The sequence below is a fragment of the Lysinibacillus sp. NPDC056220 genome, assembly GCF_049315265.1.
Classification (GTDB): Bacteria; Bacillota; Bacilli; order Bacillales_A; family Planococcaceae; genus Lysinibacillus; species Lysinibacillus pinottii.
In genome coordinates, this window is the sequence record NZ_JBMOXD010000003.1 from 658253 (window position 1) to 683159 (window position 24907).

The following is a 24907-nucleotide window of genomic DNA, read 5'->3' on the forward strand; positions in this document are numbered from 1 at the left end:
ATTACGTTTCCTCCTGAATTGCCATTGACACCGCCGCCTGGGCATGAATCATCGTTGTATCAAAGACTGGAACACGGATATCCTGCTGCTGAATGAGCAGGCCAATTTCGGTACAGCCAAGAATTACTCCTTGCGCTCCTGCCTCCACAAGCTCATTAATTACTTGAATGTAATAGGACTTGGAATTTGGGATGATACTCCCCAAACATAATTCCTCATAAATGATCCGGTTAACTTCCATACGTGAATGACGTTCTGGCACAATAACCGCTATTCCATAGCCCTCTACTCTCGACCTATAAAATTCCTGTTCCATTGTGTACATAGTGCCGAGGAGAGCTACTTTTTGTAGTCCAGCCTTTTTTATTTGTTGAGCCGTGGCATCAGCAATATGTAATATGGGGATAGTGATGGCCTCCTCCATAACCTCTACGACCTTATGCATCGTATTGGTACATATAACGATAAAATCTGCACCTGCTCGTTCAAGTGACAGTGCGGCTTGCGCAAGCACAATGCCAGCTTTGTCCCATTGTCCCCTCGCTTGAAAATGCTCAATTTGCTGGAAATCAACACTATACAAAATACATGTAGCAGAATGAAGGCCCCCTAGCTGTAGTTTGACCTGTTCATTTACTAACCTATAATATTCAGCAGAGGATTCCCAGCTCATACCGCCAATCAAGCCGATTGTTTTCATCATCAAAACTCCCTCCTTTTATTCTATTTATTATACATATTAGCCGAATAAAAATGAGAGAATTTTCGGAATTTACCACTCTTATAGGAAAACTCAAAACTTTATTATAATTTATTATATTAGAAAGGTTGATTTTTCATAAAAAAACAGTGTAGACTAAAGCGTACTGTGAAAGGAGGAATAACTTATGGAATGGATTTCAAATATTGTTGATAGTGGAAATAATATTTTATGGACATATATCCTGATTATCTTATTATTAGCTGCTGGACTATATTTTTCATTTGGTACAAAATTTGTACAAATTCGTCTTTTTCCTGAAATGTTTCGTCTGATTGTCGAAAAAAGGGAGGGAGATTCAGGGGTTTCGCCATTCCAAGCCTTTACGATTAGTGCCGCTTCACGTGTAGGCACTGGGAACATTACAGGTGTTGCCTTAGCCATTGGTGTCGGTGGACCAGGTGCAGTATTTTGGATGTGGATTATTGCTATTTTAGGAATGGCAACAGCCTTCATTGAAAGTACTTTAGCACAGGTCTATAAAGTAAAGGATGGCGATACTTTCCGAGGTGGACCTGCCTATTACATGGAAAAAGCGTTAGGTCAAAGAAAACTAGGTATCATTTTTAGTATTCTATTAACACTAAGTTTTGGATTTATATTTAATGCAGTGCAGTCTAACACAATTGCTACTTCGGTTGGGGAAGCATTTGATATAAGTCCAAAGCTCATTGGAGGCTTACTTGTAGCACTAACAGCATTAATTATTTTTGGTGGTGTACAAAGAATTGTAAAGGTAACGCAAGTCCTTGTACCTGTTATGGCCGTCTTCTATTTACTTGTAGCGCTTTTTGTTGTGGTGACAAATTTATCAGAAATACCGAATGTCTTTAAATTAATTTTCACACATGCATTTGGTCTACAAGAAGCTGCTGGTGGAGCAATTGGAGTCGCTATTATGCAAGGGGTACGTCGTGGTTTATTTTCAAATGAAGCTGGGATGGGTAGTGTGCCAAATGCTGCGGCGACTGCTAATACCTCACATCCTGCTAAGCAAGGACTTGTACAAAGCTTAGGTGTCTTTTTCGATACGATTATGATTTGTACAGCAACAGCCTTTATCATTATTTTAGCTGGCTTATATGATAAAGGTGAAAGTAATGGTATTATTTTGACGCAAAATTCCCTAGCTGTACACGTTGGGGATTGGGCTCCTTATTTTATTGCCATTTCCATTATCTTCTTTGCTTTCAGTTCGATTATCGGTAACTATTACTATGGTGAATCTAATATCGAATTTATAAATGCCCATAAGGGTTGGATGGTTATGTATCGCGTCCTAGTACTAGTCATGGTTATGTTCGGCTCTGTAGCACAAGTTCAACTTGTATGGAATTTAGCAGATTTATTTATGGGGCTCATGGCTTTCATCAATATTGCTATCATCATGATTCTTGGTAAAATTGCCTTCCTTGTATTAGATGATTTTACAGGCCAACGCAAAGCAGGTAAAAACCCTGTCTTTTATGCCAAATCAATTCCGACATTAAAAAATACTGATTGTTGGGAAGAAGATCGATAAAATAGGAATGCCCCTCCATTGCAATGAATGGAGGGGCGTTTTTTTAATATTTGAACTGACTAATCAGTTGTTTTAATTCATCGGCCATATGCGCAAGTGCTTGTGCCGAGGCATTGATTTCTTCCATTGATGCTAACTGTTCCTCAGTTGAGGCTGCAACATCTTCAGAAGCGGCTGCATTCCCTTTGGCTGAGAAGGCTAAATCTTCCGTCACTGCTGCTACCTCTTGCACACCAGCAGACATTTGCTCTGAGGCAGAAGAAACCTCTTCCATTTTTGGCGTAATTTCATTCATACTTGTCATAATGACTTGGAATTTCGTAATGGCTTCATCAGAAATATGTAAACCACTTTGAACATCCTCCGTTACCTTAGCCATAATACTTACAGATTGCTCTGTTTCTTGTTGAATTCCGCGAATCAATTCAAAAATTTGTTTAGCCGAATCCTGTGATTGCTCGGCAAGCTTACGGACTTCATCTGCTACAACTGCAAATCCTTTTCCATGCTCGCCTGCTCTTGCTGCTTCAATAGCGGCATTTAAAGCCAGTAAATTAGTTTGATCCGCAATGCTTGTAATGACGTCTAAAATGGATGTAATTTGCTGTGAACGTTCATGTAAGGTTTGAATTTTAGCATTAGAATCAGCAACAGATAAATGAATAGACTGCATTTGATCCTTTGTATTTTGAACAGCTTGTCCGCCCTCATCTGCCTGTAATGTCGCATGCTGTGAAAGGTCCGTCACAGCAGATGAAATTTCAGCAATATGAAGAATAGCTGTTGAAAGCTCATGTAATGATTCTGCATTTTTATTGGCACTAACAGTTTGACCATCTGCACTTGATGCAACATCTTGAATCGAAATTGCGACTTTTTCGGTTGCTATACTTGTTTGATTCGCATTAGCTGTTAGCTCTTCAGCAGACGATGCCACTTCCTCTGCATTTTGTTCAATTTTTTGAATAAGCGTCCGTAAACTTTCCTGCATATCATTAAAGGCCATTCCTAATTGCCCAATTTCATCATTCGAAGTTATCGTAACAGTTTCTGTCAGATCACCTTTACTAATCGTAACGGCGCTATCTTTTAATGCTTTAATTGGTTTAATGACAGCCTTCATCACGAAGTAGAAGATTATAGAACTAATAACGACAGCTGCAAGTAGCACTATAATGGTGTGAGTTAAAATCGATGAAGCCGATTCATCAATTTCCTTGGAAAAGATGGTACCTGTGATTTTCCAATTGGTTACTTCATTCGTCGTATAGAATAAAATACGATCATCGCCGTTAAAGACGTATTCATAGGTGCCAGAGGGACTTTCGTACATTTTATCGAGGAAACTTTCTTTTATCTTGCCACCCGCTTCGAGGGTAGGATGGGAAATGACCAGATTGTCTTCCCCAAAAATAGAGGGATAACCATTTTTCCCAATTCGAATGGAATCTGCAATTTTTTGAAGGTTTGTTAATTTAATATCAATAGCGACAACCCCTGACTGGTCCTTAATCTGTTTAGCCACCGTGACAACCATATCACCTGTTCCCGCATCCTTATACGGGTTAGTAATTAAAGTTTCACCTTTTAAAGCCGTCGCTTGTTTATACCAATCTCGATCTAATGGATTATAATCCGCATCATTCAATCTGGGTACTTGAGAAAACGAACCATCATTTGTTCCAACATAAATACTTAAAACGTCTGGATTAAGCTGTCCATATTGTTTAAACTTTGATTCAATAGACGTTTGAGATTGCTTAAATTGCTGTGCATCTATTTCACTACTAAACACTTGAATGTCATTCATCTTATCAGTAATCGTTTGATCAATTAGCTTATTTAGAATTCCTACACTTTCATTGGCGCTAAATAAGATTTCCTCTTCAATGGAATCCTTAGCTGATAAATAAGATAAACTACCTACAGATATAACAGGAATTAGTAATACTAGCGCAAATAGCGTATAAAGCTTGCCCTTAAAACTGCTAAATATTTTCTTCATATATTATTCTCCTTTTGTTTCTTGAAGTGAAAAATATCACTTGTCAGCCTGATATTTGCTACAACCGTTCCCACTCTGTATCTGTTTTACATCTCTCCCATAGCTTTTATCGGATGAAATATTATTTTTCAAACATAATTATGATTTTTTTATTATTCAGTCTTTACAGATACTCTAAATCCCTGTAATTGTCAGGAATAACTTCCTATTAGCCCACAACTTACTAATCAATAGCTACACGCTGAAATGGCTTCTATTGGTCTAGACTTTATAGAAATTGGAACTGCTGAACTGATAAAAAGGTAATAAAAAGAGGTTGTCCAATGATTTATTTAACCAGTAGACCCCTCTTTTATCCTGAGCTTAATATTTAAATGTTTGTATCGATTCCTGTAAATCTATCGCCATTTTCGCTAAATGTGTGGAAGCCGCCGCTACTTCCTCCATTGCCGCATTTTGCTCTTGGGAAGAAGCGGCAACGCTTTGCACATGACGGCTTGAATTCATAGATACCTCACCTATGTAGTCAATTTCTTGGACAAGCTGTTCAATATCTTGATGGATGGTACGAATAGCTGCGGTAACTAACTCCGTCTGTGCTTGAACATCATTAATAGCATCATCAATTTGTATAAAATTATCTCTTGCCACATTAACCTTATCCCGACCTACATGCACCGAATCATTGCTATTGACCATATCTTCTTCAATTATTCTTGTACTGTCAGTAATTTGAGCTACTACTTTTTCAATTTCCACTGCTGCAAGATTAGACTCATCTGCCAGCTTGCGTACTTCCTCAGCGACAACGGCAAACCCTTTCCCATGTTCACCGCTTCGTGCCGCTTCAATAGAGGCATTGATAGCAAGTAAATTGGTCTGCGTCGCAATACTTTTAATGACATTTACAGCTGCTACAATAGCTGCTGAATTATCATCTAAATCCTGGACACGCGTATTTAATTCACTCGTATTGGCTGAAATTTCATCCATTTGTACCGTTGCATCGTGGACAGAAGAACGACCTAAACTCGCCATATTTTTCGTTTCGACGGTTGCATCATTAACATTTTGAATGCTAGTGGAAATATCATTCATTTTCTTCAAAATATGGGCCGATAAATTCCGTACATCACCTGTTAAAGTATCCTGCTCTTCAATTCCATGTGCAATATCTTGAATCGACTCTGTGACAACCTCCGTTGCCTGTGTGACCTCCATACTACTTGCCGTTAGCTGCTCAGAGGTCGCTGCCACTTGTTCAGAGGAATTTCCTACTTGCTTCATCATCTGACGAAGCTTTTCTGACATTGTATTGAATGACTCGGCTAGGTGAGCAAATTCATCCTTTGTTTTGAATTGAAGATGGGTGTTTAAATTCCCCTCTGAGAATGTATCCATTTCACTGACCGTTTGTTGGATGTTTTTAGCAATCCTTCTACCAAATACAGTGGCAATAATGATGCTAATGAGGAGAGAAATTGCCGCCAATATCAATATTTCAATACCACTTCTTTCCCCTTTTTGCTTGGTCGCCTCTATATGTGCTAGCATGTCTTCCTGCTGTGCAGTGGCCATCGTCTTTCCAAAGACTACAAGTTTCAAAGAGCCCTCTCCTAAAATCGGCAAGGCTACTTGCTGAGCCTGTTCTATTTCGCCACGTTTATAAAGCGGAATAATCTGTCCATCTATCGCCTTTTCCCAATCATCAAGCTGTTGTAAAAATTGTTCAAAATCTTGATTGCGAGCGCCTATTTCTTGAAGGCGATTAATGGATGTATGTAAGGTATTCCGAATTTCATGATGATTGTTTAACATTTCTTCCTTACCATATAATATATATCCTCGAATAGCTGCGTTTGCACGCACAGTTTGGAACGAGATATCTTGATATAGATGGATTAATTCCGTATTGTCTTCGATTTCAGCTAGTGTCCTATTATTATTAGTTAAGAAATACATCGCAATGGCTGTAATCATTAATAAGAAGGCTAGCACGATACCAAAAGCAATTTGTAGTTTACGTTCCACAGTTAATCTCATATGATTCCCTCAATTCTACTGTAATCACCATTGAGTATATCCTACCTAAATCTATTATCCTATAAAATATGTACCTTTTCTCACAAAATATCGCTAAAATTTAACAATAATGAAAACTCCACCTGAAAACTATTGACAATAATATCCACTATTACGCTAGTTTAAATAGGAATTAATCCATTGAAAGCCATGTAGATATAACCAAAAAAGTGGGAGAAGTAATACCATTTTCACGAAAAGCCCCCTTTTTTCCACATATTCACGAATACCTGAAGTAAGCATCAGGACACTTAGTAATAATAAGCTATGCTGAGCCCCATATATTTGCATCGTAAATGTGATCGTTAATGGCAGGAGGACAGGAAGAATAAAATCAGAAGCGAGTCTCTTCTCCTTTTCTTTCATCAAGTTTTGCTGATCAGTTTTCGATGTACCTCCTATTAATTGCTTTGCCAGCATATATGCTAGACTAAAAAATAAAATTGTATACATAATAAATAATAACCATGGCGTTCGGCTTTCTTCATTCAATAAAAGAAAATAATCTACCACTTCTTTAGTTTGTAGTTTATAATACTGCATCGTTTTCTGATCCATGAAGAATAATTGTTCGTCGTCCACCATCACCTTAACAGCCATTTCCTTTCCATTATCGAAACGAATATATAAATCACTCGTTGGGGTAGGTTCGGTTGGTCGACTGATCGGGACTTTTTTGGTCTGTAAAGCTTGTTGCAGGTGTTCTGTATCTTTCACCTCATAACGATTAAGGTAGAACACTTGCTTTAATGGATATAAATATTGCTCCTTGCCATCATTTCCAGACATATACCATGCCTGCTCAATCGTTTGAAAATGACTATGCGGAAGGGTTACTAGTTCGTCTCTTTGCCTTTCATTGTTCAAAAACAGCAGGAGGGTGATGAGGCTAAGCGTAATGCCAAGAATTAGTGTAAGTAAATGTCCAACCCGATTCATTGCTTATACTCCTTTACTCTTTACATATATAGTAATTATTGTAATATACGGTTTACCCATCCAATAAGTTTCATCTATACTAAAGGATGGAGGTGGAACGGGAAATGAGCAAGCCAGAATTATATGTTAATTTAGTAGTAGGACCTGATTGTGATTTCGAATCAATGGCCATCCGAGCCGCACTTGAATCCTTTGGTGCAAGGGTAACGCTTCATTTGATTGGTAGACCAAATGATTTGATTGATGTCTTATCGGGCATTGATCTTCATGGCAAAATGGATTATCTCATTTTGAATTTTCACGGAGATGAAGGACGCTTTTGTCTGCCTGAGTTAGGGGAGGATGTGTATGAAGACGATGAACCAAAGAGTTTGTACTTTGGTCCATTGGATATACAAACTTATAGCCGCCTACAGGGTGTAAAGGTTATTGCCGCAGGCTGTACATTAGGGTGGAAACAGCTCGCAACAGCATTTTTAGAAAGTGGCTGTCACTCCTATTTAGCACCAGATGATTATATCGATGGTAACGCAAATCTTATGTTTCTTATTCGCTTTTTCTATGAGATCATCTCTCATCATAAAAATCAGCAGGAAGCATATGAACTAGCTCAAGCCATTGATTCGGAGACGGCAATGTACAAGCTTTATGTATCATAAAAAAAGATCGTAGCAACTAAAAGATTGCTACGATCTCTCTTATTTTTCGTGGATGTTTTCAAGCATAGCCTTGTTAAACGTTTGCGACTGTCCTCTCGCTATACTTAACGTTTGCCAGTCAGATCCCTTTACTTGCTTCGCGATATATATAATTTGACCAATATGCTGTGAATAATGAGCCATTTGTCTTTCTATCGCATCGATTACCGCTAGCTTTTCCCCTCTGATTGTGACATGTCCCTGCAAATCGGATTCTGTAATACTTGCCAAAGCATCTAAAAATACTTGCCAGCCCTCTTCCCAGACCGCGAGAATTGCTTCTTTTGTATAAAGACTATTGATAAACTCATCATCCCGATTTCGTGTAGTTTTCTCACCATCTGTCGTTAAAAAATCAGTCCAGCGCGAAATCATATTACCACTAACATGTTTAACAATGACCGCGATACTATTGGATTCTTCATTATACGCCCAGTGCAGTTCTGCCCCCTCCAATTGATCCAGTGCCTTATCGCCTAACTCTTTCACACTTTTAAATCTCTTTTGGACAACCTGTAAATACGTTTCCGCAATCGTCATAGTCGATCCCCATCCCCTCTTTTTTATTATTATAAATGGAATATCTTATCATTCACCAGCTAATTTCCGATTCGTCGTCATAAAAGAAAAAAACCATCTCAAAAATTTGAGACGGTTTTCTATTTATAAATTTTCATCAATATATGTTTCAATATCAGAAGCTATTGTATCAATTGGTACATCTTCAATATTTTCAGCGAAGCCATTATACATTTTAACGATTGTTCCCTCTTTATCAACTAGGAAAAATTGATTACCATGGATAACTTGATCACTATTAGGATCATTTTTCACTAAAATTTTCGTATTTTTAACCGCAAACTGTTCAATATACTTTTGTGAATACCCTGTAAGAAGATTCCACTTAGAATCATCTGGCACATTATATTTACTAATATAGTTGGCTAATACTTCTGGCGTATCAACATCTGGATCTACAGAAAAGGCGACGATATTATAATCCTCTACCCCTTTTTTCTGAAGCTTTTCTTGGACTTGTGCCATATTCAAGGACATTGGTGGGCAAATCGATACACAATTCGTGAAAATATACATACCGATCCATGGCTTGCCTTTTAAACTCTCAAGTGAAACTGTCTCTCCACGCTGATTGACATGTTCAAAATCAGGTATCTCTAAACTATAATCTGCTTTAAATTTAGAATTCCCGCAGGCACCTAGCACAGTCACACAGGCTAAAAGCAATACTAGCCCCATTCGTTTATGTTTCATGTTAACACTCTCCCTAACCTACACTATCCTCATCCTAACTTAGGCTGTAAGCGTTGACAAGAACCTCTAGGTGACAGCTTTCGTACATATTTGTGAAATTAATTTCATTTTAAGGAAACAAGTGCCTCATGAATCGCATCTAGCTTTACCTCGACACGGTGTAATAAATAAAAGGACACTAAAATCGGAAAACCAATATCCGATATCATGTTTAACCACTGTTCCATTGCTATGCCCCCTCTCACTAGGTAAAAATGGCCTTTGCAGTTCTCTTAGCAAAGACCATTTTTTCATTATTCTGTTGCTACATCGAATTCTATTACCTTTCGTTCTACAATGCGTGCACCTTTGATAGCTGTCAATGCTCCAGCTTGTCCAGAAAATACATTTTTAGCCATAATAGTTTTCATGACCTGTTGAATGTCAGCTGCTGTTACTGTTGGCTTTGGAGCATCAATCGTAAGCATGGATGTTTTACCATCCGCTGTAACAAATTGTAACTCTAAAACTTGTGTCATTTTGTCATCCCCCCTTAAGATAATTCGCTTGTCTCTTGCTTTTCAATACCGGCTAATGCTTGTGATGAGAGACTGGCCATCGCTTGGGCGACAGCTACTAAATCTTCTACGCTATGTGTCTTAGCGATATTACGATACGATTTAGTAGTGTATGTTGGCTCGTTTTGCTCATTGTAGCCTTCCACATATTTCAGACGCAGTGTAGCTTGTAAAAAATTCACGTTCGCCATCCATCGTCACCTCCCTTCATACACTATATAAAGACGAATTGCTAAAAAAGGGACATTATAGGATGAATTTTTTTTCAGAAGCTTTTATAATAGAGTCAGAGAAGGCAAAGAGGTGAACGATTTGTTACAAGGTTGGTTTTTATGGTTTATTTTATTTTGGGTGGTTGTCCTCATTTCATTGATGGCGATTGGCGGCTTTTTCATGTTCCGCAAGTTTTTAAAAGCACTCCCAAAGCAGGATGGAAAGTCTGATTTAGATTGGCAGGAATTTTATTTAGATAAAACAATCCATTTATGGGGACAAGCTGAAAAAGAGTTACTCTATGAGCTTGTAAGTCCTGTCCCTGAGCTCTTTAGACAAGTAGCAAAGGAGAAGATTGCAGGGAAAATTGGCGAGCTTGCTTTAGAGGAAAAAGCACCTGCCATTAACAATGACCTCATTATTCGTGGCTACATCCAAGCAACACCTAAACGCGATCACAAATTTTTACGCAAAAAATTAGAGCAAATGCAAATTGACATCGCCCCCTACGAACATTTATTTGAATAAAGAAAACTACGCAGCACACAAGCTTGTGCTGCGTTTTTTGGGGGTACTGCTTTGAGCGGACCATCCTCATTTGGCGTTCTATCCGTCACTTTTGCAACCTATCCGTCAATTCGAGCGTTCTATCCACCACTTCTGCAGTTCTATCCGTCACTTTGGGCGTTCTATCCACCCTTTTGCAACCTCCGTCAATTCGAGCGTTCTATCCGCCACTTTTGCAATCCTATCCGTCACTTTGGGCGTTCTATCCGCCACTTTTGCAATCCTATCCGTCAATTCGAGCGTTTCACCCTCCACGATGCATAACAAATTCGCCCCACCTCCCGAATCTAAAGCATAAAAAAACTACACTAGTTTGAGCACTAGTGTAGCTGGGGAATCGTTTTTTTGATTTTTTTAAACTGGATTAACATGGCAATTCGCCAAGGTACTAACATGGCGAAGGCTAGGATCCAGAACATGCCTGCTAATTCACCAACATCGATGGAGCTGCTTAGAACCATTTTAGCCACTACTCGGAATATTAATAAACCAAATAATATAAAAACGAATGCTTTTGAACGTTTTAAATAAATATCTCGACCTTTCACTTCAAATTTGGAAGTGGCAATTAAAATTGTCGAGAACACCATTCCTACAGCGGCTGCTTCTAATATTTGCATCGGTGGTACTCGGAATTGTTCAAATAAAAACATGAGTGCACCAGAAGACATCGCGATGGGCGGAATAATAATTTTCTTCTCATTTGTTGGCATTTTGGAAGCTCTCATACGTATAACCATGACAAAGCTACCCATTAGAATGGCCATAATGGTCGACCCAATAACATAATAGTGAGAAGGGATATTGCTCAACATAAAAGATCCTCCTCTAATGTCAAATTAGCAATTTTGACCAAGTAATTGGTCAGCGACGGCTCTTAATCTTTCTGGCTCAAAGGGCTTGGTAATAAAATCTTTCGCCCCACTTTCAATCGCTTCTACAATTAACTTTTGTTGGCCTAATGCTGTTACCATAATTATTTTTGCATTTGGAAATTCTGGGATAATTTTTTTTACCGCCGCAATACCAGTCATAACGGGCATCGTTACATCCATTGTTACTAAATCTGGTTGTAACTCTCGATACATAGCCACAGCTTCTTTACCATTTGCTGCCTTACCTACTACGTCATAACCCCATTCTGAAAACATATTACTGATTGCAACACGCATAAATAGCGTATCATCCACTACTAAAACTGTAGGCACATGTTCATCTCCCTCCACGTTAAAGTACGGTATGCCTCTTTAGTTTAACAAATTAAAAGCCTGTAAATCCACCGAAAATAGGCTGTAATATACGAGTAATATACGTTAATCCATCAAAGAATAACAAGATACCCACGGCAATCATGATATAACCACCGATTTTCACGATTTTTTGGCTATGTGTGCGAATCCAAGTCATTCGTGAAATAAAGAACGATAACACAAAGAATGGGATTGCGAACCCTAAATAATAGGCGAACATATAGCTAAAGCCCGCGCCTGGGTTTGTACTAGCCAACATTATAATAGAAGCTAAAATTGGTCCTGTACATGGTGTCCATCCTGCCGCAAAGGCAATACCAATTAAAACAGATCCCAAATAGCCAGATGGTCGATTTTTAAATTGAAACTTCCGATCCTTCATAAGGAAATCAATTTGTAGCAATCCAACAATCATTAAACCAAATACTACGATTAAAATGGCACCAACCTGACGTAGTAAAGTTTGATAATTCAGGAAAAACTCTGCCGCATAGGAGGCACTTAGTCCGATAATAATAAAAATAATTGAAAATCCTAGTAAAAAGAATAGTGTGTGGAAAATGGCACGCTTTTGTAGCATCCCTTTTTCTGATTTTAGCTCATCTAATGTCATACCAGTTATGTACGATAAAAATGCTGGATACAATGGGAGGGTACATGGTGAAATAAAACTTAGAAACCCTGCACCAAAAGCTAAAAATACGTTAATATCTGTTCCCATATTTTTCGATCGCTCCTTACAGTTACTGCAACCATCGTACCAAAAAAACTGATAAATTGCGCCCTTCCTGATTGTGAACGTTTCATGGCAAAATGATGAGATTTCTGAAAAGTCCTCCCAAACATATAAAAAGCTTAATAAGCTACTTCTGCATTATGCGCCGCTGTTGATTTTCTGTCAACAAAATTCGCCATTATTCTACATTTTTAAATAAGCTTACCTATCTCATTTTTTTAGCCAATGCACCGTTTTTTATACACTATTCAGGAGTAATTATCTGATCTTCATGTATAATATTCATAACAAACGCGCATTTGATTGAAAAAAGAGGTGTAGCTCCTTGGAATTAAAAAAAATAAAACCTAAAAAAATCTATGAAGAAGTGTCCGAAATTTTGCATGAAAAAATAAGAGGTGGTGTTTTAAAGCCGGGTGATCGACTGGACTCGGTTGAACAGCTTGCTGAACAATTGCAAGTAAGCCGTTCCGCTGTGCGAGAGGCGCTTTCTGCCTTAAAGGCAATGGGATTGATTGAAATCAAACAAGGCTCAGGGACTTTTGTAAAGAGTGTGCCTCCAAACAGACTCGATTTTCCATTATCTACAGCCATGTTATCGAATAAACTTGATATTGCCCGTTTATTAGAAGTGCGCAAGATCATTGAGGTGGGCGCAGCTGCGAGTGCCGCAAACAACCGTACAGAACAGGATATTCAAGTAATGGTTCAAATCTTAGATAATATGAAGCAAGCCCATGGGGATGGTGAACTTGGTGAAAAAGTGGATTATCAATTTCATGTGGCAATTGCAACTGCCTCCCAAAACCCCCTACTTGCTACCATTCTAGATCAAATTTCTGGGCTGATGATTGATACAATGAAAGAAACACGCCGCATTTGGTTGTACTCTAAAAAAACAACAAGCGAGCAACTATATGAGGAACATATGAAAATCTTCCTTGCTATTCAACAGCAAAATGAAGAATTGGCCAAACAGGCGATGACCTCTCATTTAAGCAATGTTGAAAAGGTTCTATTACAATATTTTGAAACAACAGAATCCAACCTGCTTTAAAACAGCCTAGCTCTCGACTAGGTTGTTTTATTTTTTCTGAAAATTCCATCAAAACATCTTCTTTCTTTGAAAAGTTTGTAGTATGATACATATAACCAAAAGTCATCCGATGACCTGTTGTTTATAAAAAGGAGCGATGCATATGAAAGTAACTCTCTTTGCTACTTGCCTAGTGGATATGTTTCAGGGAGATATAGGGAAATCTGTTGTGGAAGTGTTAGAAAGACTTGGCTGTGAAATTGATTTTCCTGAGCAACAAATTTGCTGTGGACAGCCCGCCTATAATAGTGGCTATGTGAAAGAATCCAAAAATGCGATGAAAAGAATGATTTCTGCCTTCGAGCATGCTGATTACGTCGTCTCCCCCTCTGGTTCTTGTGTTTATATGTTTAAGGAATATCCAGAGATTTTTAAGGGAGACCCTCTATGGGCATCAAAAGCAAAGGCATTGGCAGCCAAAACGTATGAGTTTACTGAATTTATTGTCCATGTATTAAAGATAGAGGATGTTGGAGCCCATTTAGAGGGCAAAGCTACTTACCATACTTCCTGCCATATGACTCGCCTCCTTGGAGTGAATGAGGCTCCTATAAAGTTATTACAAAATGTCGATGGTTTACAGTATGTGGAGCTCCCAGGAAAAGATAGGTGCTGTGGATTTGGTGGCACATTCTCTGTCAAAATGGGCAATATATCTGGCGAAATGGTTCAAGAAAAGGTCCACCATGTAGAGGAGACAGGGGCGGATTATTTAATCGGAGCAGATGCTGGCTGTTTAATCAATATGGGTGGTCGTATTCATCGCCAAGGAAAGCCAATTAAAGTAATGCACATTGCAGAGGTTTTAAATTGCCGATAAAAGGAGGAACATTCATGGCCATGAAAACTAGTAATAATCGCTTTCAGGACCGTGTCACAAAAGAGCTTGAAAATCAATTTATGCGTAGCGCTGTTTCCAGAGCTCAGGACCGCTTTCAAACACGTCGTCTACAACAAACTCAGGAACTTGGAGATTGGGAGGAATGGCGTTCACATGGAGAGGAAATACGGAAACATGTTTTAGAAAATCTTGATTATTATCTATACCAATTAAGTGACAATGTTGCCAAAAGAGGTGGACATGTTTTCTTTGCTCAAACTGCACAAGAAGCAACAGCCTATATTCAAGATATTGCGAAACAGAAAAATGCTGCTAAAATTGTGAAGTCTAAATCGATGGTAACCGAGGAAATAAACCTTAATGCTGCATTAGAGGAACTAGGCTGTGAAGTGATCGAAACGGACTTAGGTGAATACATTTTGCAAGTTGCCGATCACGAGCCCCCATCCCATATTGTGGCTCCTGCTCTGCATAAAAATAAGGAGCAAATTCGAGATGTGTTTAAAGCAAAACAGGGCTACACTCAATCGGAAAAGCCCGAGGAGCTTGCTCTTTATGTGCGTGAAAAACTACGCGATGAATATTTAACTGCCGATATCGGTATAACAGGCTGTAATTTTGCCATTGCTGAAAGTGGATCGATTACGCTAGTCACCAATGAAGGCAATGCTGATTTAGTTACGGCTCTGCCAAAAACTCAAGTCACTGTAATGGGAATGGAAAGAATTGTTCCTACCTTTGAAGAAATGGAGGTTCTCGTAAGCTTATTAACACGTAGTGCTGTAGGGCAAAAGCTGACAAGCTATATTACTACGCTTACAGGAATTAAAGAAGAGGGTGAGACAGATGGGCCTGAGGAATTCCATTTAGTCATAGTGGATAATGGTCGCTCAGCCATTCTTGGTGGCGAATTTCAGCCTATCTTACAATGCATTCGCTGTGCCGCCTGTGTCAATGCTTGCCCTGTTTATCGTCATGTCGGTGGGCATACGTATGGCTCTATCTACTCGGGTCCGGTTGGTGTAGTACTCTCTCCGTTATTAGGAGGCTATGATAATTTTAAAGAGCTCCCCTATGCCTCAACGCTATGTGGTGCCTGTACGGATGCTTGCCCTGTAAAAATACCTTTACATCAGCTTATTCATAGACATCGTCAGGTCATTGTTGAAAATGAAGGCAAAGCACCCGTTTCCGAAAAGCTACTAATGAAGGCATTTGGCTTAGGAGCATCCTCCCCTACCTTGTATAAGATGGCTACAAAAATGGCCGCTCCTGCAATGGCTCCCTTCACGAATGACCATACGATTACTAAAGGTCCAGGTCCTTTAAAAGCATGGACTGAAGCACGGGATTTCCCTGCACCGAATAAAAACAGTTTCCGAAATTGGATGAAGCACCGCACAAAAGGAGATGAGGAATCATGACTGGTACCATTCAGCATCGAGAGAATTTTTTAGCAAACATTGCACAGCAGTTAGGGCGTTCACCTATTACAACGCTTCCACGCCCCACGTGGCAGTATCAACCACAAAACCGTACATTAAAAGATGCCACGAGAGACGAATTACTAGAGATTTTCATGAAACAATGCGCCAATATTCATACGAATATCGTGATTTCCAATTGTGCCAAGCTTTCTCAAGATTTGCAATCTGTTGTGGACCAATATGGCGGACAATCCATCATTAGTTCTAGGGACGAGCGATTTCAAGAATTCGGACTATCTGAATTAATGACAGAAAAATGGCCACAGTCTAATATTCAGTACTATGAATGGAATTCACAGCAACCACAGGAAAATATCCTACATGCTGAAAAAGCCAATATAGGCATTACTATTAGCGAGATGACACTTGCTGAATCTGGGACGGCTGTACTTTTTAGCAGTAGAGATCAAGGAAGAAGTATTAGCTTCTTACCAGAAAAATCGATCATTTTAATCCCAAAAAGTACAATGGTGCCTCGTATGACACAAGCAGCACGGTGGATTCGTGAAAAAATCAACAACGGAGAGAAAATTCCTTCCTGTATTAATTTCATTACAGGTCCTAGTAACTCAGCAGATATCGAAATGATTTTAATCGTTGGTGTACATGGCCCGATTCAAGCTACCTATATCGTCATTGAGGATCGTTAAGCCCATTAATAAAGTAAAGCCTTTGATCTCTACTATGGCAGGTACTTAATAATTCTCCTATAGTAAAAAATGACAAAAGGTATCGAGCATTTACGTCACGATACCTTTTGTCTATAGTCAGACATGCATTTATGTTGTTGAATGAGGGACACTTTTTGTTATGCCTTCTTTTTCATAATACTCTGGATGTGCTTCTTTTAAAATGGAAGTGCGTAGCATCACAAGTGAAATGGTAATGATAATGACACTCGTAACAGGTAAAATGATTGTGGCCGGTATTGCATCATATAATACGCCATAAACAACCATACCAATTGGCATCATAGACATTGCCATTGTTTCCATTAGACCGAAAACGCGTCCGCGGAATTCTTCTGAGATGATTTTTTGCATATACACCCCTATTGGCATATTTATCCCCATTTCAAAAATGGCAAAAATAAAGTAAATGATTAGGTAGAAAATTACAATCGCGATATAGGAAAAATTCGTGACTAACGGAATGATTGCTAAGGCGAGACTACCTGCTAACAGTAATAAGCTTATTTTTGAGAAACGTAATGGCGCTTTGACTTCTGGTCTTGTTGCAAAATAAAGAGAGGCTATCAGCATACCTGCTGCTCCTGATGCCTCTATAAAACCAAAATGCGTTGATTTTACTTTCAGCAATTCAATAATAATATATGTTCCTCCAACGGCAATCGCAGAAAAAAATAGATTAATCCATAATGCCACCCACATGATTGTTTTTATAACTTTTCGTTGTTTAATATAATGGAAGCCACCTTTAAGCCCTTCCCACACCTTCTCCTTCTTCACATCTTCCCCTCTAGTACTATAGAGTTTAAAATCCATTGTTGCCTCTAAGCAAAACGCCATGATATACGCTACAATATTTACCATTAAAAATATATCAATATTGAAAAATCCATACATCATGCCGCCAATGACTGGTCCCCCAATGGCAGCCACCGAGATTGATAATTGATTAAATGACATCGCGCGCTGTAAACGTTCTGGATTTACAAGTGTAGCAATTGCAGATGAAAACGTGACCCCAGAAAATGCGGAACATATTGTATTAAAGACTGTAGCTATGTAAATAGCATAAACCGACATCCCTACCGTTTCTGTATAAATCAGTAATCCCCCTACGGTCAAAATGGTTCCTGCCTGTGCTAATAAAATCGTTCGTTTTTTTGAAAAATTATCCGCTACATAACCTGCCAAGGGTGCTACAAGAGCACGAGGTAACACAGAACAAATCATATTGGTCGCAAAGCTCATGGCTGACCCTGTCATGGCTAATATATACAGGCTAAAACCAAACGCCATGACATTTGCCCCTAACATGGCAATCATTTTACTCGCTGTAAAAGTCCATAAATGATAGGTCGCCTTTCTTAATTTCTCCGTTTCATTCATCTTATAAACCCCTCCATTTTTTAGTTGAATTAAAAAGTTTAATTTTATTAAACAAAATATACCATAGCTTCCTCTTTTCACGCAAGAAAAAGTTTAATATAATTAAACAAAAGGAGGCGAGGCAGTGAACTCTCTAGGCGCACGAATTCGCAAATTAAGGAAAGAAAAAAAATTAACATTAGAGGCGCTTGCCGGTGATCGTCTAACAAAAGGAATGCTAAGTCAAATAGAAAATGAAAAGGCCAAGCCTTCTATGGAAAGCCTGGACTATATTGCTGAACGGTTAGGTGTCAAGGCTAGTGAATTACTCGAAGAAGTAGCACCCTCATCCATTCGTTCACTTTTAGAGCAGGTGGAAATTTTATTTGCAGAGGTAAAATGGGGAGACATAGTTCGCTATCAAGAAATTGTTGATTTAATCAAGCCATCAGTCGAGGGACTTCCTCATAGTTATGAAGCAGGCCGTTTATTGTATATATACGCTGTCACACAGTATGAAGCAGGATTAACTTCATGGGAAACATCCCTCCTACAAGCGCGCACTATCTTTAAAGAAATTAATTTACTTAGCCATTGGTTCAAAACATTCATCCTGCAAATGTCCATATTAGCGGGAAAACGTCAATATGACCTGGCCTATGCCTGTATTTTACAGGCACAAGAAATTATCAAACAAGAGGATTATCAGCTTGATTCTCGTGACGCTTTATTAATGGCGTATTATACAAGCATTTTACAGCTTGCCATCGGAGAACATGAAGAAGGGAAAAAATTAATAAACGAGACGATTACGAATGCTCATAAAAATCAGCTGTTTTATAAAATTGATGATATGTATCGTATAGGAGCGTATTGCGCGATGATTGACCATGACTTTGAACAAGCAGAGCATATGTTTATGAAGCTGGAGCAATATCGGGCTTTTGCTGAGCGCGCACTAGTAGATGCTTTCATCTTTATTTTACGAGCACATTATAATAATAATTACATGTTTAATTATGAGCAGGCATTAATCGAAATTGAGAGCTTTAATAAGCTGAAGCATGAGGATTTAGATATTTTGGATTCAAACTATTATTATGCGGAAAAAGGAAAGTCCCTATATTTACTCGGTCGTTATGAGGAGGCTAGAGCTGTATTTGAGCATTTTCAAAAAGCACCTAATTTTGTCAGCCATCCATATGATATTTTAGGCTTAAATGAATGCTTTTCCTATAAGGCCCTTTGCTATGCACATTTCGGGGAACTTACAACCGCCTATGACATTGCGAAAATGGCTTACACTGATTCACTGGATTTAGTTGATTTACCTTATAAACGCAAAATTGAAGAAGTCTATATGACAATTAGGGCACAAATTGATTCTAATTCCTACTAGTAAAGGGATTGCACTACTTCGTGCAATCCCTTGTTCTTACTGCTGATGATCTTCTTTTATTTGCTTATGAATTTTGCGCAATGCTTTTTTGGAACCACGCTCTATATCATGCTGAAGCTTACGTTCTTGATAGTCGACAAATAAAGTCTCAAGATCATATCCTTCAGGGTATAGTTCGGTTGCCGGTAGCTCTAATGCAAGTCGTTTCACATGAACTTCTAGCATCTCACCCTTATAGTACACAGTGACATTATAGAACTGATTCATTTCTTGATAAACAAGCCCGACATCATCATGATCCAATAATTTCACTCGGTCCCCCTTGGCAAATTCAATGATGGCTGCCCTGCCAGCTTTCTCTACTTTCGGCTTTCGAATTTTACTATCCTGCACACGAGTCAGCTGATAATCCTTATGATTCATATAATCTTGCGCTCGTTGTAAAACCTCTGCACGGACATTCATTTTTTTAGAAATCCAAAGTGCATTACTCTCTCCAGACGTGCCAATCATCAACTGATACAAAGGCTCTAATGTTTCACTATTAAATCGCATAGCCGCATTCATAAAGTCTGGGTGCATCTCTGAAAATCGTTTAATTTCTCCGTAATGTGTTGTCGCTACTGTGATACAGCCCATTTGATAGAACTCTTCTAAAATCGCAATAGCCAGTGCTGCACCCTCATTCGGCTCAGTACCACTGCCGATCTCATCCAATATTAATAGTGTATGATTATTGGATGCTCTCATAATGTCGGAGAGATTTTTCATATGGGATGAAAACGTACTTAACGCATTTTCCATACTTTGATTGTCACCTATATCAACAAAGATATGATCGAATATAGCCAATTCAGTACCCTCATCTGCCACAATATGAAAGCCTGACATTGTCGCCAATGTTAATAAGCCAATTGTTTTCAACACGACCGTCTTGCCACCAGCATTTGGTCCAGTAATAATTAAGCTCCTGTAATCTTTCCCTATCGTAAATTGAAGTGGTACAGCGTTTCCTGGTAATAAAGGATGTCTACCATTGATTACTTGAATGTAGCCATAATCATTTAAGCGTGGCTCCATGCCACCAATTTGTTTACTAAATTTTGCTTTAGCAAAGACCATATCATATTGGCTAATCAACTCCATATTTATATGGAGGGCGTGAAGATGATCCATTAAAAGCCCTGATAAAGATGCTAATATCTGATACTCCTCCACCGCTTCTTCAGCCTTTAAAGTAGCTAATTCTCCATTTAATTTAGCCACAATACTTGGCTCCATAAAAACGGTTGCCCCTTTTGAGGAGATTTCCACTATCGTCCCCTGTACATGATTTTTATAGGAAGCCTTAATTGGAATCGTATAGCGATCATCCTTTTGACTAATAAAGAACTCCTGTATATACGTTTTGTTGGCACTGTTGTTGAGGAATTTTGTTAAGCGTTCTTTTATTTTTTCCTCTGTCGTTTCGATATGATGACGAATCCGCTTTAATTCTCGACTAGCAGCTGAATCGACACGATTAGCTTTTATAGCAAAGTTTATTTCTTCCTCCACATTTTTAAATTCGGCCATTGAATTCGCGTAAGATGAAAGAACTGGCGCAAAAAATTCTTTATCTAACATGAATTTTTTAATGTTACGACAGCCTCGTAAAAAGTCCGACATGCTGATGAGCTCACTGGGGTCCAAGATCATCCCTTTTGCCAGTTTGGTCATGATATGCTCAATATTGGATACACCTAAAAATGGTACATGACCCTCCGCATCTACGATTACACGGGCCTCAGTTGTTTCATTCAAGCGAGTTTTTACAATTGCTAAGTTTGAGCTGGGCATTAATTTATCTAATAACTGTTTCCCCAACCCACTTACACAATAGGATTTAACGATATCTTTTAATTCTTGGTATTGTAACTTCTCAAGAGTAGTAAAATTCATTTATTTATGCTCCTCATTCTGATTTTTATCATTCATGAAGATACCTACCCAATATTAGATAGCAATGAAGTGTTAAACAAAATAAAAAAAGCTGTGAGGAATCCCCACAGCTCTATCTTCAAAAGGCGAGTGTTCATAGCACTACAAATAAAACCTCATTTTCTGAAGTTTCATCCATATATGCACCGCTTGATAAAGTATTGTAGGTATCTACATAGGTTTTGAAATAAATCCATGACCAAATAAGGGGTCTGTTCATGACATATATCCCCTGTCGCCATATCATTTATTTCATTTATTTTTTACCTAGTTAGAACCTACCGCACTCACAAAAAGCACCTCTCATTTTATATCATTGTTATCTAATTATTGACATCATCTTACTATATGCTGACTAAATTGTAAAGGTGCGGCTCAATATTGTGCAAATAAGAAAAAAGACTTGTAGAAAATTCTACAAGTCTACTGATTTATGATGGGCTTTTCTCGTTTCTATAATCTTGGAACCTGAGAATAGTAATAATGCTGCCCAAATGATGCTAAATGCTAAAAGCTCTGTCTGACTAAATGGCTCTTTGTACAGTACAATACCCAAAATCAAAACAATGGTTGGTGAAACGTATTGGATAAAGCCCAATAAATATAATGGAATATTTTGTGCACCTTTTGCAAATAGGATGAGTGGTACAGCTGTTACTAAACCACTGAAAATCATCAAAATATCTGTTTTTACGTCAACATGTAAAAACGAAGCTTGATGGGTTGAAAATAGATAAACATAATAGCCTAAGGCAAATGGTAGGATCAATAATGTTTCAATAGCTAATCCTCTTGTAGCATCCAGTGTAATTTTCTTCTTCAATACGCCGTATATAGCAAAAGATAGCGCAATTAACAGTGCTACCCATGGCACAGAGCCATAATTAATCGTTAAAATAATAACGGCCAGAAAGGCAATTCCTGTCGCTACCCATTGTGCGCGACTTAGCGATTCTTTAAAGAAAATCACTCCAAAAATAACAGACAAGAGCGGATTTATATAATAGCCTAAGCTTGTTTCAATTAAATGGTTATGGGTAACTGCCCAAATATACAAGTACCAGTTCATTGAAATGACGAAGGAAGCACCCGCAAGCTGCCAGAAATGCTTTTGATGTGACCATAAATATTTTAAGTCCGCTATAAGGTCTTTACGCATTCGAAATACGATGACAGCCAGTACAGTAAAGACAAACGACCAAATCACTCGGGATAATAAAATCTCCATACTTGGTACATGTTCAAGTAGTTTCCAATAGAGAGGAAAGGCACCCCAAAAGGCATAGGCAAAAAATGCCGCCAAAACCCCTTTTTTCTCATTTGACATTGCCACTAACGCTCCTACTCTTAGTGAAATCAATAGCGACCTCACATAATGTTAAACTAGTTAAAGAATAGACTCATTATAGGGCTTTGAGTGGCAACTGTAAATGCCAAATTTCTTAACTACTTCTATCACCGTCCATCCTTCTGCTCTGATTCTAGCTCGGAGATATATTTGCGCACTGTACTATAACTAATATCTGGATTGATTTGGCGTTTGATGCGTATATGAATTTCCTTTATGCCAACCCCCTGCTCTCGCATATTTTTTATCATTGACTTAAGTGGTCCTGTTAGTGACTCCCTCGACAAAGACGTATATTTACTTAATTCAATTAGTAGCTCCGTATTTTGTTGTCGTAGCACCTGCATTTCCTCTACCACGCAATTATATTCCGTTACTTTTTTTTGAAGGACTATGTTTTGCTGCTTTGATTTTTGCAAGTCCTCTGTAAGTGCTGCATTTTGTTTTTTTAATATTTTGCATTCTTGTTCTATTCCATTTTGCTTTTTATCTAAATCGGTATGTCTAGCACTGTACACTTTTTCTTTTTGCAATAACTCTAAATAACGGCTTTGTGGAATAAGCATTAAAGTTTCAGCTGCGCTAAGAGCAAGCGTTCCATCTTCAAAAGGCTCATACGACAATGTAGAGGAACTTATTTTATTGGTCATCATTTCACTCCTCCACGAATTATTTCATGTAATCGTAAAGCTTTGTATAACATCTGTTCGCTTCCTTTTTTATTTGATAATCATTCTCATTTAATTTTATCATAATCAGTATTTTACTTTTTGTCAAAGAACATATAACACATACAAATAAAAAAGCTTCTTGCAACGTTTTCTACAAGAAGCTTCGATTATTACATTTTTTTCAATTTTTCATATTCTAATTGCAAACGTTCAATACGTTTACGACCCTCTTCACGACTTCTGGCTGTTTCAGCTTGAATTTGCTTTGTTTCTTGAATACCAGTCATAATCGTTTGCCATGTTGTTTCAATTGTTTCAATTTTTATGCTTGGGCTGCCTGCAGCACGTGCAATATTCACGCTGTTTTTACTAATGTTTTCAGCATTACGCACGAGCATTTCATTCGTACGACGATCTAGCTCACTCATTGAATCGGAAATAAGCTTTTGACGCTTTAAAGTAACTGCATGAATTAAACCTTGTTTGAAAATAGGGATTGTCGTCACAAAGGCTGAGTTAATTTTCGCAATTAAATGGTTATTACCTTGTTGCATTAAACGTATTTGAGGTGCGGATTGGAATGATACTTGCTGCGCCATTTCTAAATCATAGCGACGTTGCTCTAATAATTCCACTGCACGTAGCATTGTTTCATATTCCATTGCTGCTAATTGATCGCCAGTTTGAGCCTTTTGCTCAAGGGCTGGTAATGTTGAACGAACATCTTCTATCTTTACTTCAATTGCAGCAACAAATTTACTTAAAGATTGGAAGTAATTTAAATTTTGATCATATAGATTTTCAAGATCAATTGTATTACGCTTCATTTCACCTTCATATTTTTGAATTTCACGGTAAATCACATCTACTTCCTTATTCATGCTGTCATATTTAGATAGGAATCTTTCCAATTGCTCTTTTCCTTTATTAAAGAGCTTGGAGATGAAGCCACCCTTTTTCTCCTCTGAAAAATCTTGAGGATCAAATTTATCCATAATTTTATTCAAATTATTTAATAGGACACTCGATTCTTCTAGTTTGCTGGACTTCATAGTAGCCAGCATTTTATCTGAAAAAGTAGAAATGCCACTTGCTGTTTCCTTACCAAGCTCTAGCATGGCGATTTGATCTTTAACATCAATGCGTTGAGCAAGTGCATGAACCTCTGGATCTTTCTTTAGCATAAGCTGGTTTTGCGCAATTTGTGATAGCTCTTGCTCAGAAACAAGTACCGGCTTTTGTTCAGGCTCTTGTTGCATAAGTGGATTAGGCTGTAATAAAGGATTTTCAGAAGCGAATGGGTCCTTGGATTTTAAAAGATCATTGTTGAATTCAGACATACGTTTTACCCCCTGCAATTTATCTCTACAATTTACTTACGATTACCTTGGAAAAAGGTTTCATTACGATAGAAAGACAAAACCAATTTC

At 38.2% G+C, this 24907-nt stretch carries 26 protein-coding genes; 8 read left to right on the forward strand and 18 right to left on the reverse strand.

Translation table 11 applies throughout. From position 1 onward, the window contains the following. Window position 1 precedes the first annotated feature (1 nt). Complete coding sequence (locus ACOZBY_RS13510) at window positions 2-700, reverse strand: aspartate/glutamate racemase family protein (protein WP_036162679.1); 699 nt, start codon at window positions 698-700, stop codon at window positions 2-4. A 187-nt stretch (window positions 701-887) separates the two neighbouring features. Between ACOZBY_RS13510 and ACOZBY_RS13515 the strand changes: the two genes are divergently transcribed. Then, window positions 888-2282 (forward strand): alanine/glycine:cation symporter family protein, encoded by a 1395-nt coding sequence (locus tag ACOZBY_RS13515; RefSeq protein ID WP_012293928.1) that lies wholly within the window; start codon window positions 888-890, stop codon window positions 2280-2282. Window positions 2283-2325: 43 nt separating this feature from the next. Here ACOZBY_RS13515 and ACOZBY_RS13520 read toward each other — a convergent pair whose 3' ends face one another. The 3 genes from ACOZBY_RS13520 to ACOZBY_RS13530 all read right to left on the reverse strand — a co-directional run bounded on the left by ACOZBY_RS13520 (window position 2326) and on the right by ACOZBY_RS13530 (window position 7308). Beyond that, window positions 2326-4287, reverse strand: coding sequence for a methyl-accepting chemotaxis protein (locus tag ACOZBY_RS13520; protein ID WP_012293927.1), 1962 nt, complete (start codon window positions 4285-4287; stop codon window positions 2326-2328). 363 nt (window positions 4288-4650) lie between these two features. Then, window positions 4651-6330 (reverse strand): methyl-accepting chemotaxis protein, encoded by a 1680-nt coding sequence (locus ACOZBY_RS13525; RefSeq protein WP_422762475.1) that lies wholly within the window; start codon window positions 6328-6330, stop codon window positions 4651-4653. A 156-nt stretch (window positions 6331-6486) separates the two neighbouring features. Continuing rightward, window positions 6487-7308 carry a hypothetical protein gene (locus ACOZBY_RS13530; protein ID WP_422762476.1) on the reverse strand — a complete coding sequence of 274 codons (822 nt, stop codon included), beginning with the start codon at window positions 7306-7308 and terminating at the stop codon, window positions 6487-6489. A gap of 104 nt (window positions 7309-7412) precedes the next feature. Here ACOZBY_RS13530 and ACOZBY_RS13535 point away from each other — a divergent pair, with 104 nt between their 5' ends. Further along, the gene (locus tag ACOZBY_RS13535) at window positions 7413-7967 is read left to right on the forward strand and encodes a hypothetical protein (protein ID WP_031419605.1); all 555 of its coding nucleotides are present in this window, start codon (window positions 7413-7415) and stop codon (window positions 7965-7967) included. A gap of 39 nt (window positions 7968-8006) precedes the next feature. Here the strand turns inward: ACOZBY_RS13535 and ACOZBY_RS13540 are convergent, their stop codons facing one another. The 5 genes from ACOZBY_RS13540 to ACOZBY_RS13560 form a co-directional block, all read right to left on the reverse strand. Beyond that, window positions 8007-8546 (reverse strand): DUF1572 family protein, encoded by a 540-nt coding sequence (locus ACOZBY_RS13540; RefSeq protein ID WP_012293922.1) that lies wholly within the window; start codon window positions 8544-8546, stop codon window positions 8007-8009. A 123-nt stretch (window positions 8547-8669) separates the two neighbouring features. Further along, a complete protein-coding gene (locus ACOZBY_RS13545) occupies window positions 8670-9278 on the reverse strand; it encodes an SCO family protein (RefSeq protein WP_012293921.1) in 609 nt (202 codons plus the stop codon). Window positions 9279-9382: 104 nt separating this feature from the next. Then, entirely contained in the window at window positions 9383-9505 is a 123-nt protein-coding gene (locus ACOZBY_RS13550) for a YvrJ family protein (protein ID WP_012293920.1), read from the reverse strand. A 66-nt stretch (window positions 9506-9571) separates the two neighbouring features. Next, window positions 9572-9796 carry a DUF2922 domain-containing protein gene (locus tag ACOZBY_RS13555; RefSeq protein ID WP_012293919.1) on the reverse strand — a complete coding sequence of 75 codons (225 nt, stop codon included), beginning with the start codon at window positions 9794-9796 and terminating at the stop codon, window positions 9572-9574. Between the two features lie 14 nt (window positions 9797-9810). Further along, window positions 9811-10026 (reverse strand): DUF1659 domain-containing protein, encoded by a 216-nt coding sequence (locus ACOZBY_RS13560; RefSeq protein WP_031419598.1) that lies wholly within the window; start codon window positions 10024-10026, stop codon window positions 9811-9813. 121 nt (window positions 10027-10147) lie between these two features. On the opposite strand from ACOZBY_RS13560, the gene ACOZBY_RS13565 reads away from it, so the two are divergent. Continuing rightward, a complete protein-coding gene (locus ACOZBY_RS13565) occupies window positions 10148-10576 on the forward strand; it encodes a DUF2621 domain-containing protein (protein WP_008175629.1) in 429 nt (142 codons plus the stop codon). A gap of 147 nt (window positions 10577-10723) precedes the next feature. On the opposite strand, the gene ACOZBY_RS13570 is transcribed toward ACOZBY_RS13565, so the two are convergent. Genes ACOZBY_RS13570 through ACOZBY_RS13585 form a run of 4 tightly spaced genes read right to left on the reverse strand, consistent with a single transcriptional unit; the run spans window position 10724 to window position 12586 of the window. Beyond that, window positions 10724-10882: a hypothetical protein gene (locus ACOZBY_RS13570; protein WP_422762477.1), complete on the reverse strand. Its 159-nt coding sequence runs from the start codon at window positions 10880-10882 to the stop codon at window positions 10724-10726. Between the two features lie 53 nt (window positions 10883-10935). After that, window positions 10936-11430: a CcdC family protein gene (locus tag ACOZBY_RS13575; protein ID WP_031419595.1), complete on the reverse strand. Its 495-nt coding sequence runs from the start codon at window positions 11428-11430 to the stop codon at window positions 10936-10938. A 24-nt stretch (window positions 11431-11454) separates the two neighbouring features. Next, on the reverse strand, window positions 11455-11841 hold the full coding sequence (locus ACOZBY_RS13580) for a response regulator (RefSeq protein ID WP_031419594.1): 387 nt from the start codon (window positions 11839-11841) through the stop codon (window positions 11455-11457). A 34-nt stretch (window positions 11842-11875) separates the two neighbouring features. Beyond that, a complete protein-coding gene (locus ACOZBY_RS13585) occupies window positions 11876-12586 on the reverse strand; it encodes a cytochrome c biogenesis CcdA family protein (protein WP_031419593.1) in 711 nt (236 codons plus the stop codon). A 340-nt stretch (window positions 12587-12926) separates the two neighbouring features. On the opposite strand from ACOZBY_RS13585, the gene ACOZBY_RS13590 reads away from it, so the two are divergent. From ACOZBY_RS13590 to ACOZBY_RS13605, 4 genes are all read left to right on the forward strand, one after another. Then, window positions 12927-13658, forward strand: a complete 732-nt coding sequence (locus tag ACOZBY_RS13590) for a FadR/GntR family transcriptional regulator (RefSeq protein WP_269816523.1) — start codon at window positions 12927-12929, stop codon at window positions 13656-13658. A 142-nt stretch (window positions 13659-13800) separates the two neighbouring features. Continuing rightward, window positions 13801-14517 carry a (Fe-S)-binding protein gene (locus ACOZBY_RS13595; RefSeq protein WP_031419591.1) on the forward strand — a complete coding sequence of 239 codons (717 nt, stop codon included), beginning with the start codon at window positions 13801-13803 and terminating at the stop codon, window positions 14515-14517. A gap of 14 nt (window positions 14518-14531) precedes the next feature. Further along, window positions 14532-15962: a LutB/LldF family L-lactate oxidation iron-sulfur protein gene (locus tag ACOZBY_RS13600; RefSeq protein ID WP_422762478.1), complete on the forward strand. Its 1431-nt coding sequence runs from the start codon at window positions 14532-14534 to the stop codon at window positions 15960-15962. Beyond that, complete coding sequence (locus ACOZBY_RS13605; protein ID WP_031419589.1) at window positions 15959-16675, forward strand: LutC/YkgG family protein; 717 nt, start codon at window positions 15959-15961, stop codon at window positions 16673-16675. Before ACOZBY_RS13600 ends, ACOZBY_RS13605 begins: the two co-directional genes overlap by 4 nt. 129 nt (window positions 16676-16804) lie before the next feature. On the opposite strand, the gene ACOZBY_RS13610 is transcribed toward ACOZBY_RS13605, so the two are convergent. Further along, window positions 16805-18100 (reverse strand): MFS transporter, encoded by a 1296-nt coding sequence (locus ACOZBY_RS13610; RefSeq protein WP_422762479.1) that lies wholly within the window; start codon window positions 18098-18100, stop codon window positions 16805-16807. 124 nt (window positions 18101-18224) lie between these two features. Here ACOZBY_RS13610 and ACOZBY_RS13615 point away from each other — a divergent pair, with 124 nt between their 5' ends. Continuing rightward, complete coding sequence (locus ACOZBY_RS13615) at window positions 18225-19478, forward strand: helix-turn-helix domain-containing protein (protein WP_012293907.1); 1254 nt, start codon at window positions 18225-18227, stop codon at window positions 19476-19478. 36 nt (window positions 19479-19514) lie between these two features. Here ACOZBY_RS13615 and ACOZBY_RS13620 read toward each other — a convergent pair whose 3' ends face one another. From ACOZBY_RS13620 to ACOZBY_RS13635, 4 genes are all read right to left on the reverse strand, one after another. After that, window positions 19515-21419, reverse strand: coding sequence for an endonuclease MutS2 (locus ACOZBY_RS13620; RefSeq protein WP_036167905.1), 1905 nt, complete (start codon window positions 21417-21419; stop codon window positions 19515-19517). A gap of 454 nt (window positions 21420-21873) precedes the next feature. Next, window positions 21874-22785, reverse strand: a complete 912-nt coding sequence (rarD, locus tag ACOZBY_RS13625; RefSeq protein WP_036161285.1) for an EamA family transporter RarD — start codon at window positions 22783-22785, stop codon at window positions 21874-21876. 128 nt (window positions 22786-22913) lie between these two features. Continuing rightward, complete coding sequence (locus ACOZBY_RS13630; RefSeq protein ID WP_012293903.1) at window positions 22914-23459, reverse strand: hypothetical protein; 546 nt, start codon at window positions 23457-23459, stop codon at window positions 22914-22916. A gap of 188 nt (window positions 23460-23647) precedes the next feature. Then, entirely contained in the window at window positions 23648-24817 is a 1170-nt protein-coding gene (locus ACOZBY_RS13635; protein WP_036161284.1) for a toxic anion resistance protein, read from the reverse strand. Window positions 24818-24907: the final 90 nt, after the last annotated feature.

Bases quoted from the DNA above. Each gene is read 5' to 3' on its own strand.
- ACOZBY_RS13605 (WP_031419589.1), top strand. From the start codon at position 15,959: ATGACTGGTACCATTCAGCATCGAGAGAATTTTTTAGCAAACATTGCA.
- ACOZBY_RS13560 (WP_031419598.1), bottom strand. From the start codon at position 10,026: ATGGCGAACGTGAATTTTTTACAAGCTACACTGCGTCTGAAATATGTG.
- ACOZBY_RS13575 (WP_031419595.1), bottom strand. From the start codon at position 11,430: ATGTTGAGCAATATCCCTTCTCACTATTATGTTATTGGGTCGACCATT.
- ACOZBY_RS13535 (WP_031419605.1), top strand. From the start codon at position 7,413: ATGAGCAAGCCAGAATTATATGTTAATTTAGTAGTAGGACCTGATTGT.
- ACOZBY_RS13545 (WP_012293921.1), bottom strand. From the start codon at position 9,278: ATGAAACATAAACGAATGGGGCTAGTATTGCTTTTAGCCTGTGTGACT.
- ACOZBY_RS13585 (WP_031419593.1), bottom strand. From the start codon at position 12,586: ATGGGAACAGATATTAACGTATTTTTAGCTTTTGGTGCAGGGTTTCTA.
- ACOZBY_RS13635 (WP_036161284.1), bottom strand. From the start codon at position 24,817: ATGTCTGAATTCAACAATGATCTTTTAAAATCCAAGGACCCATTCGCT.
- rarD (WP_036161285.1), bottom strand. From the start codon at position 22,785: ATGTCAAATGAGAAAAAAGGGGTTTTGGCGGCATTTTTTGCCTATGCC.
- ACOZBY_RS13520 (WP_012293927.1), bottom strand. From the start codon at position 4,287: ATGAAGAAAATATTTAGCAGTTTTAAGGGCAAGCTTTATACGCTATTT.
- ACOZBY_RS13510 (WP_036162679.1), bottom strand. From the start codon at position 700: ATGAAAACAATCGGCTTGATTGGCGGTATGAGCTGGGAATCCTCTGCT.
- ACOZBY_RS13630 (WP_012293903.1), bottom strand. From the start codon at position 23,459: ATGATGACCAATAAAATAAGTTCCTCTACATTGTCGTATGAGCCTTTT.
- ACOZBY_RS13550 (WP_012293920.1), bottom strand. From the start codon at position 9,505: ATGGAACAGTGGTTAAACATGATATCGGATATTGGTTTTCCGATTTTA.
- ACOZBY_RS13595 (WP_031419591.1), top strand. From the start codon at position 13,801: ATGAAAGTAACTCTCTTTGCTACTTGCCTAGTGGATATGTTTCAGGGA.
- ACOZBY_RS13600 (WP_422762478.1), top strand. From the start codon at position 14,532: ATGGCCATGAAAACTAGTAATAATCGCTTTCAGGACCGTGTCACAAAA.
- ACOZBY_RS13555 (WP_012293919.1), bottom strand. From the start codon at position 9,796: ATGACACAAGTTTTAGAGTTACAATTTGTTACAGCGGATGGTAAAACA.
- ACOZBY_RS13610 (WP_422762479.1), bottom strand. From the start codon at position 18,100: ATGAATGAAACGGAGAAATTAAGAAAGGCGACCTATCATTTATGGACT.
- ACOZBY_RS13525 (WP_422762475.1), bottom strand. From the start codon at position 6,330: ATGAGATTAACTGTGGAACGTAAACTACAAATTGCTTTTGGTATCGTG.
- ACOZBY_RS13515 (WP_012293928.1), top strand. From the start codon at position 888: ATGGAATGGATTTCAAATATTGTTGATAGTGGAAATAATATTTTATGG.
- ACOZBY_RS13620 (WP_036167905.1), bottom strand. From the start codon at position 21,419: ATGAATTTTACTACTCTTGAGAAGTTACAATACCAAGAATTAAAAGAT.
- ACOZBY_RS13530 (WP_422762476.1), bottom strand. From the start codon at position 7,308: ATGAATCGGGTTGGACATTTACTTACACTAATTCTTGGCATTACGCTT.
- ACOZBY_RS13540 (WP_012293922.1), bottom strand. From the start codon at position 8,546: ATGACGATTGCGGAAACGTATTTACAGGTTGTCCAAAAGAGATTTAAA.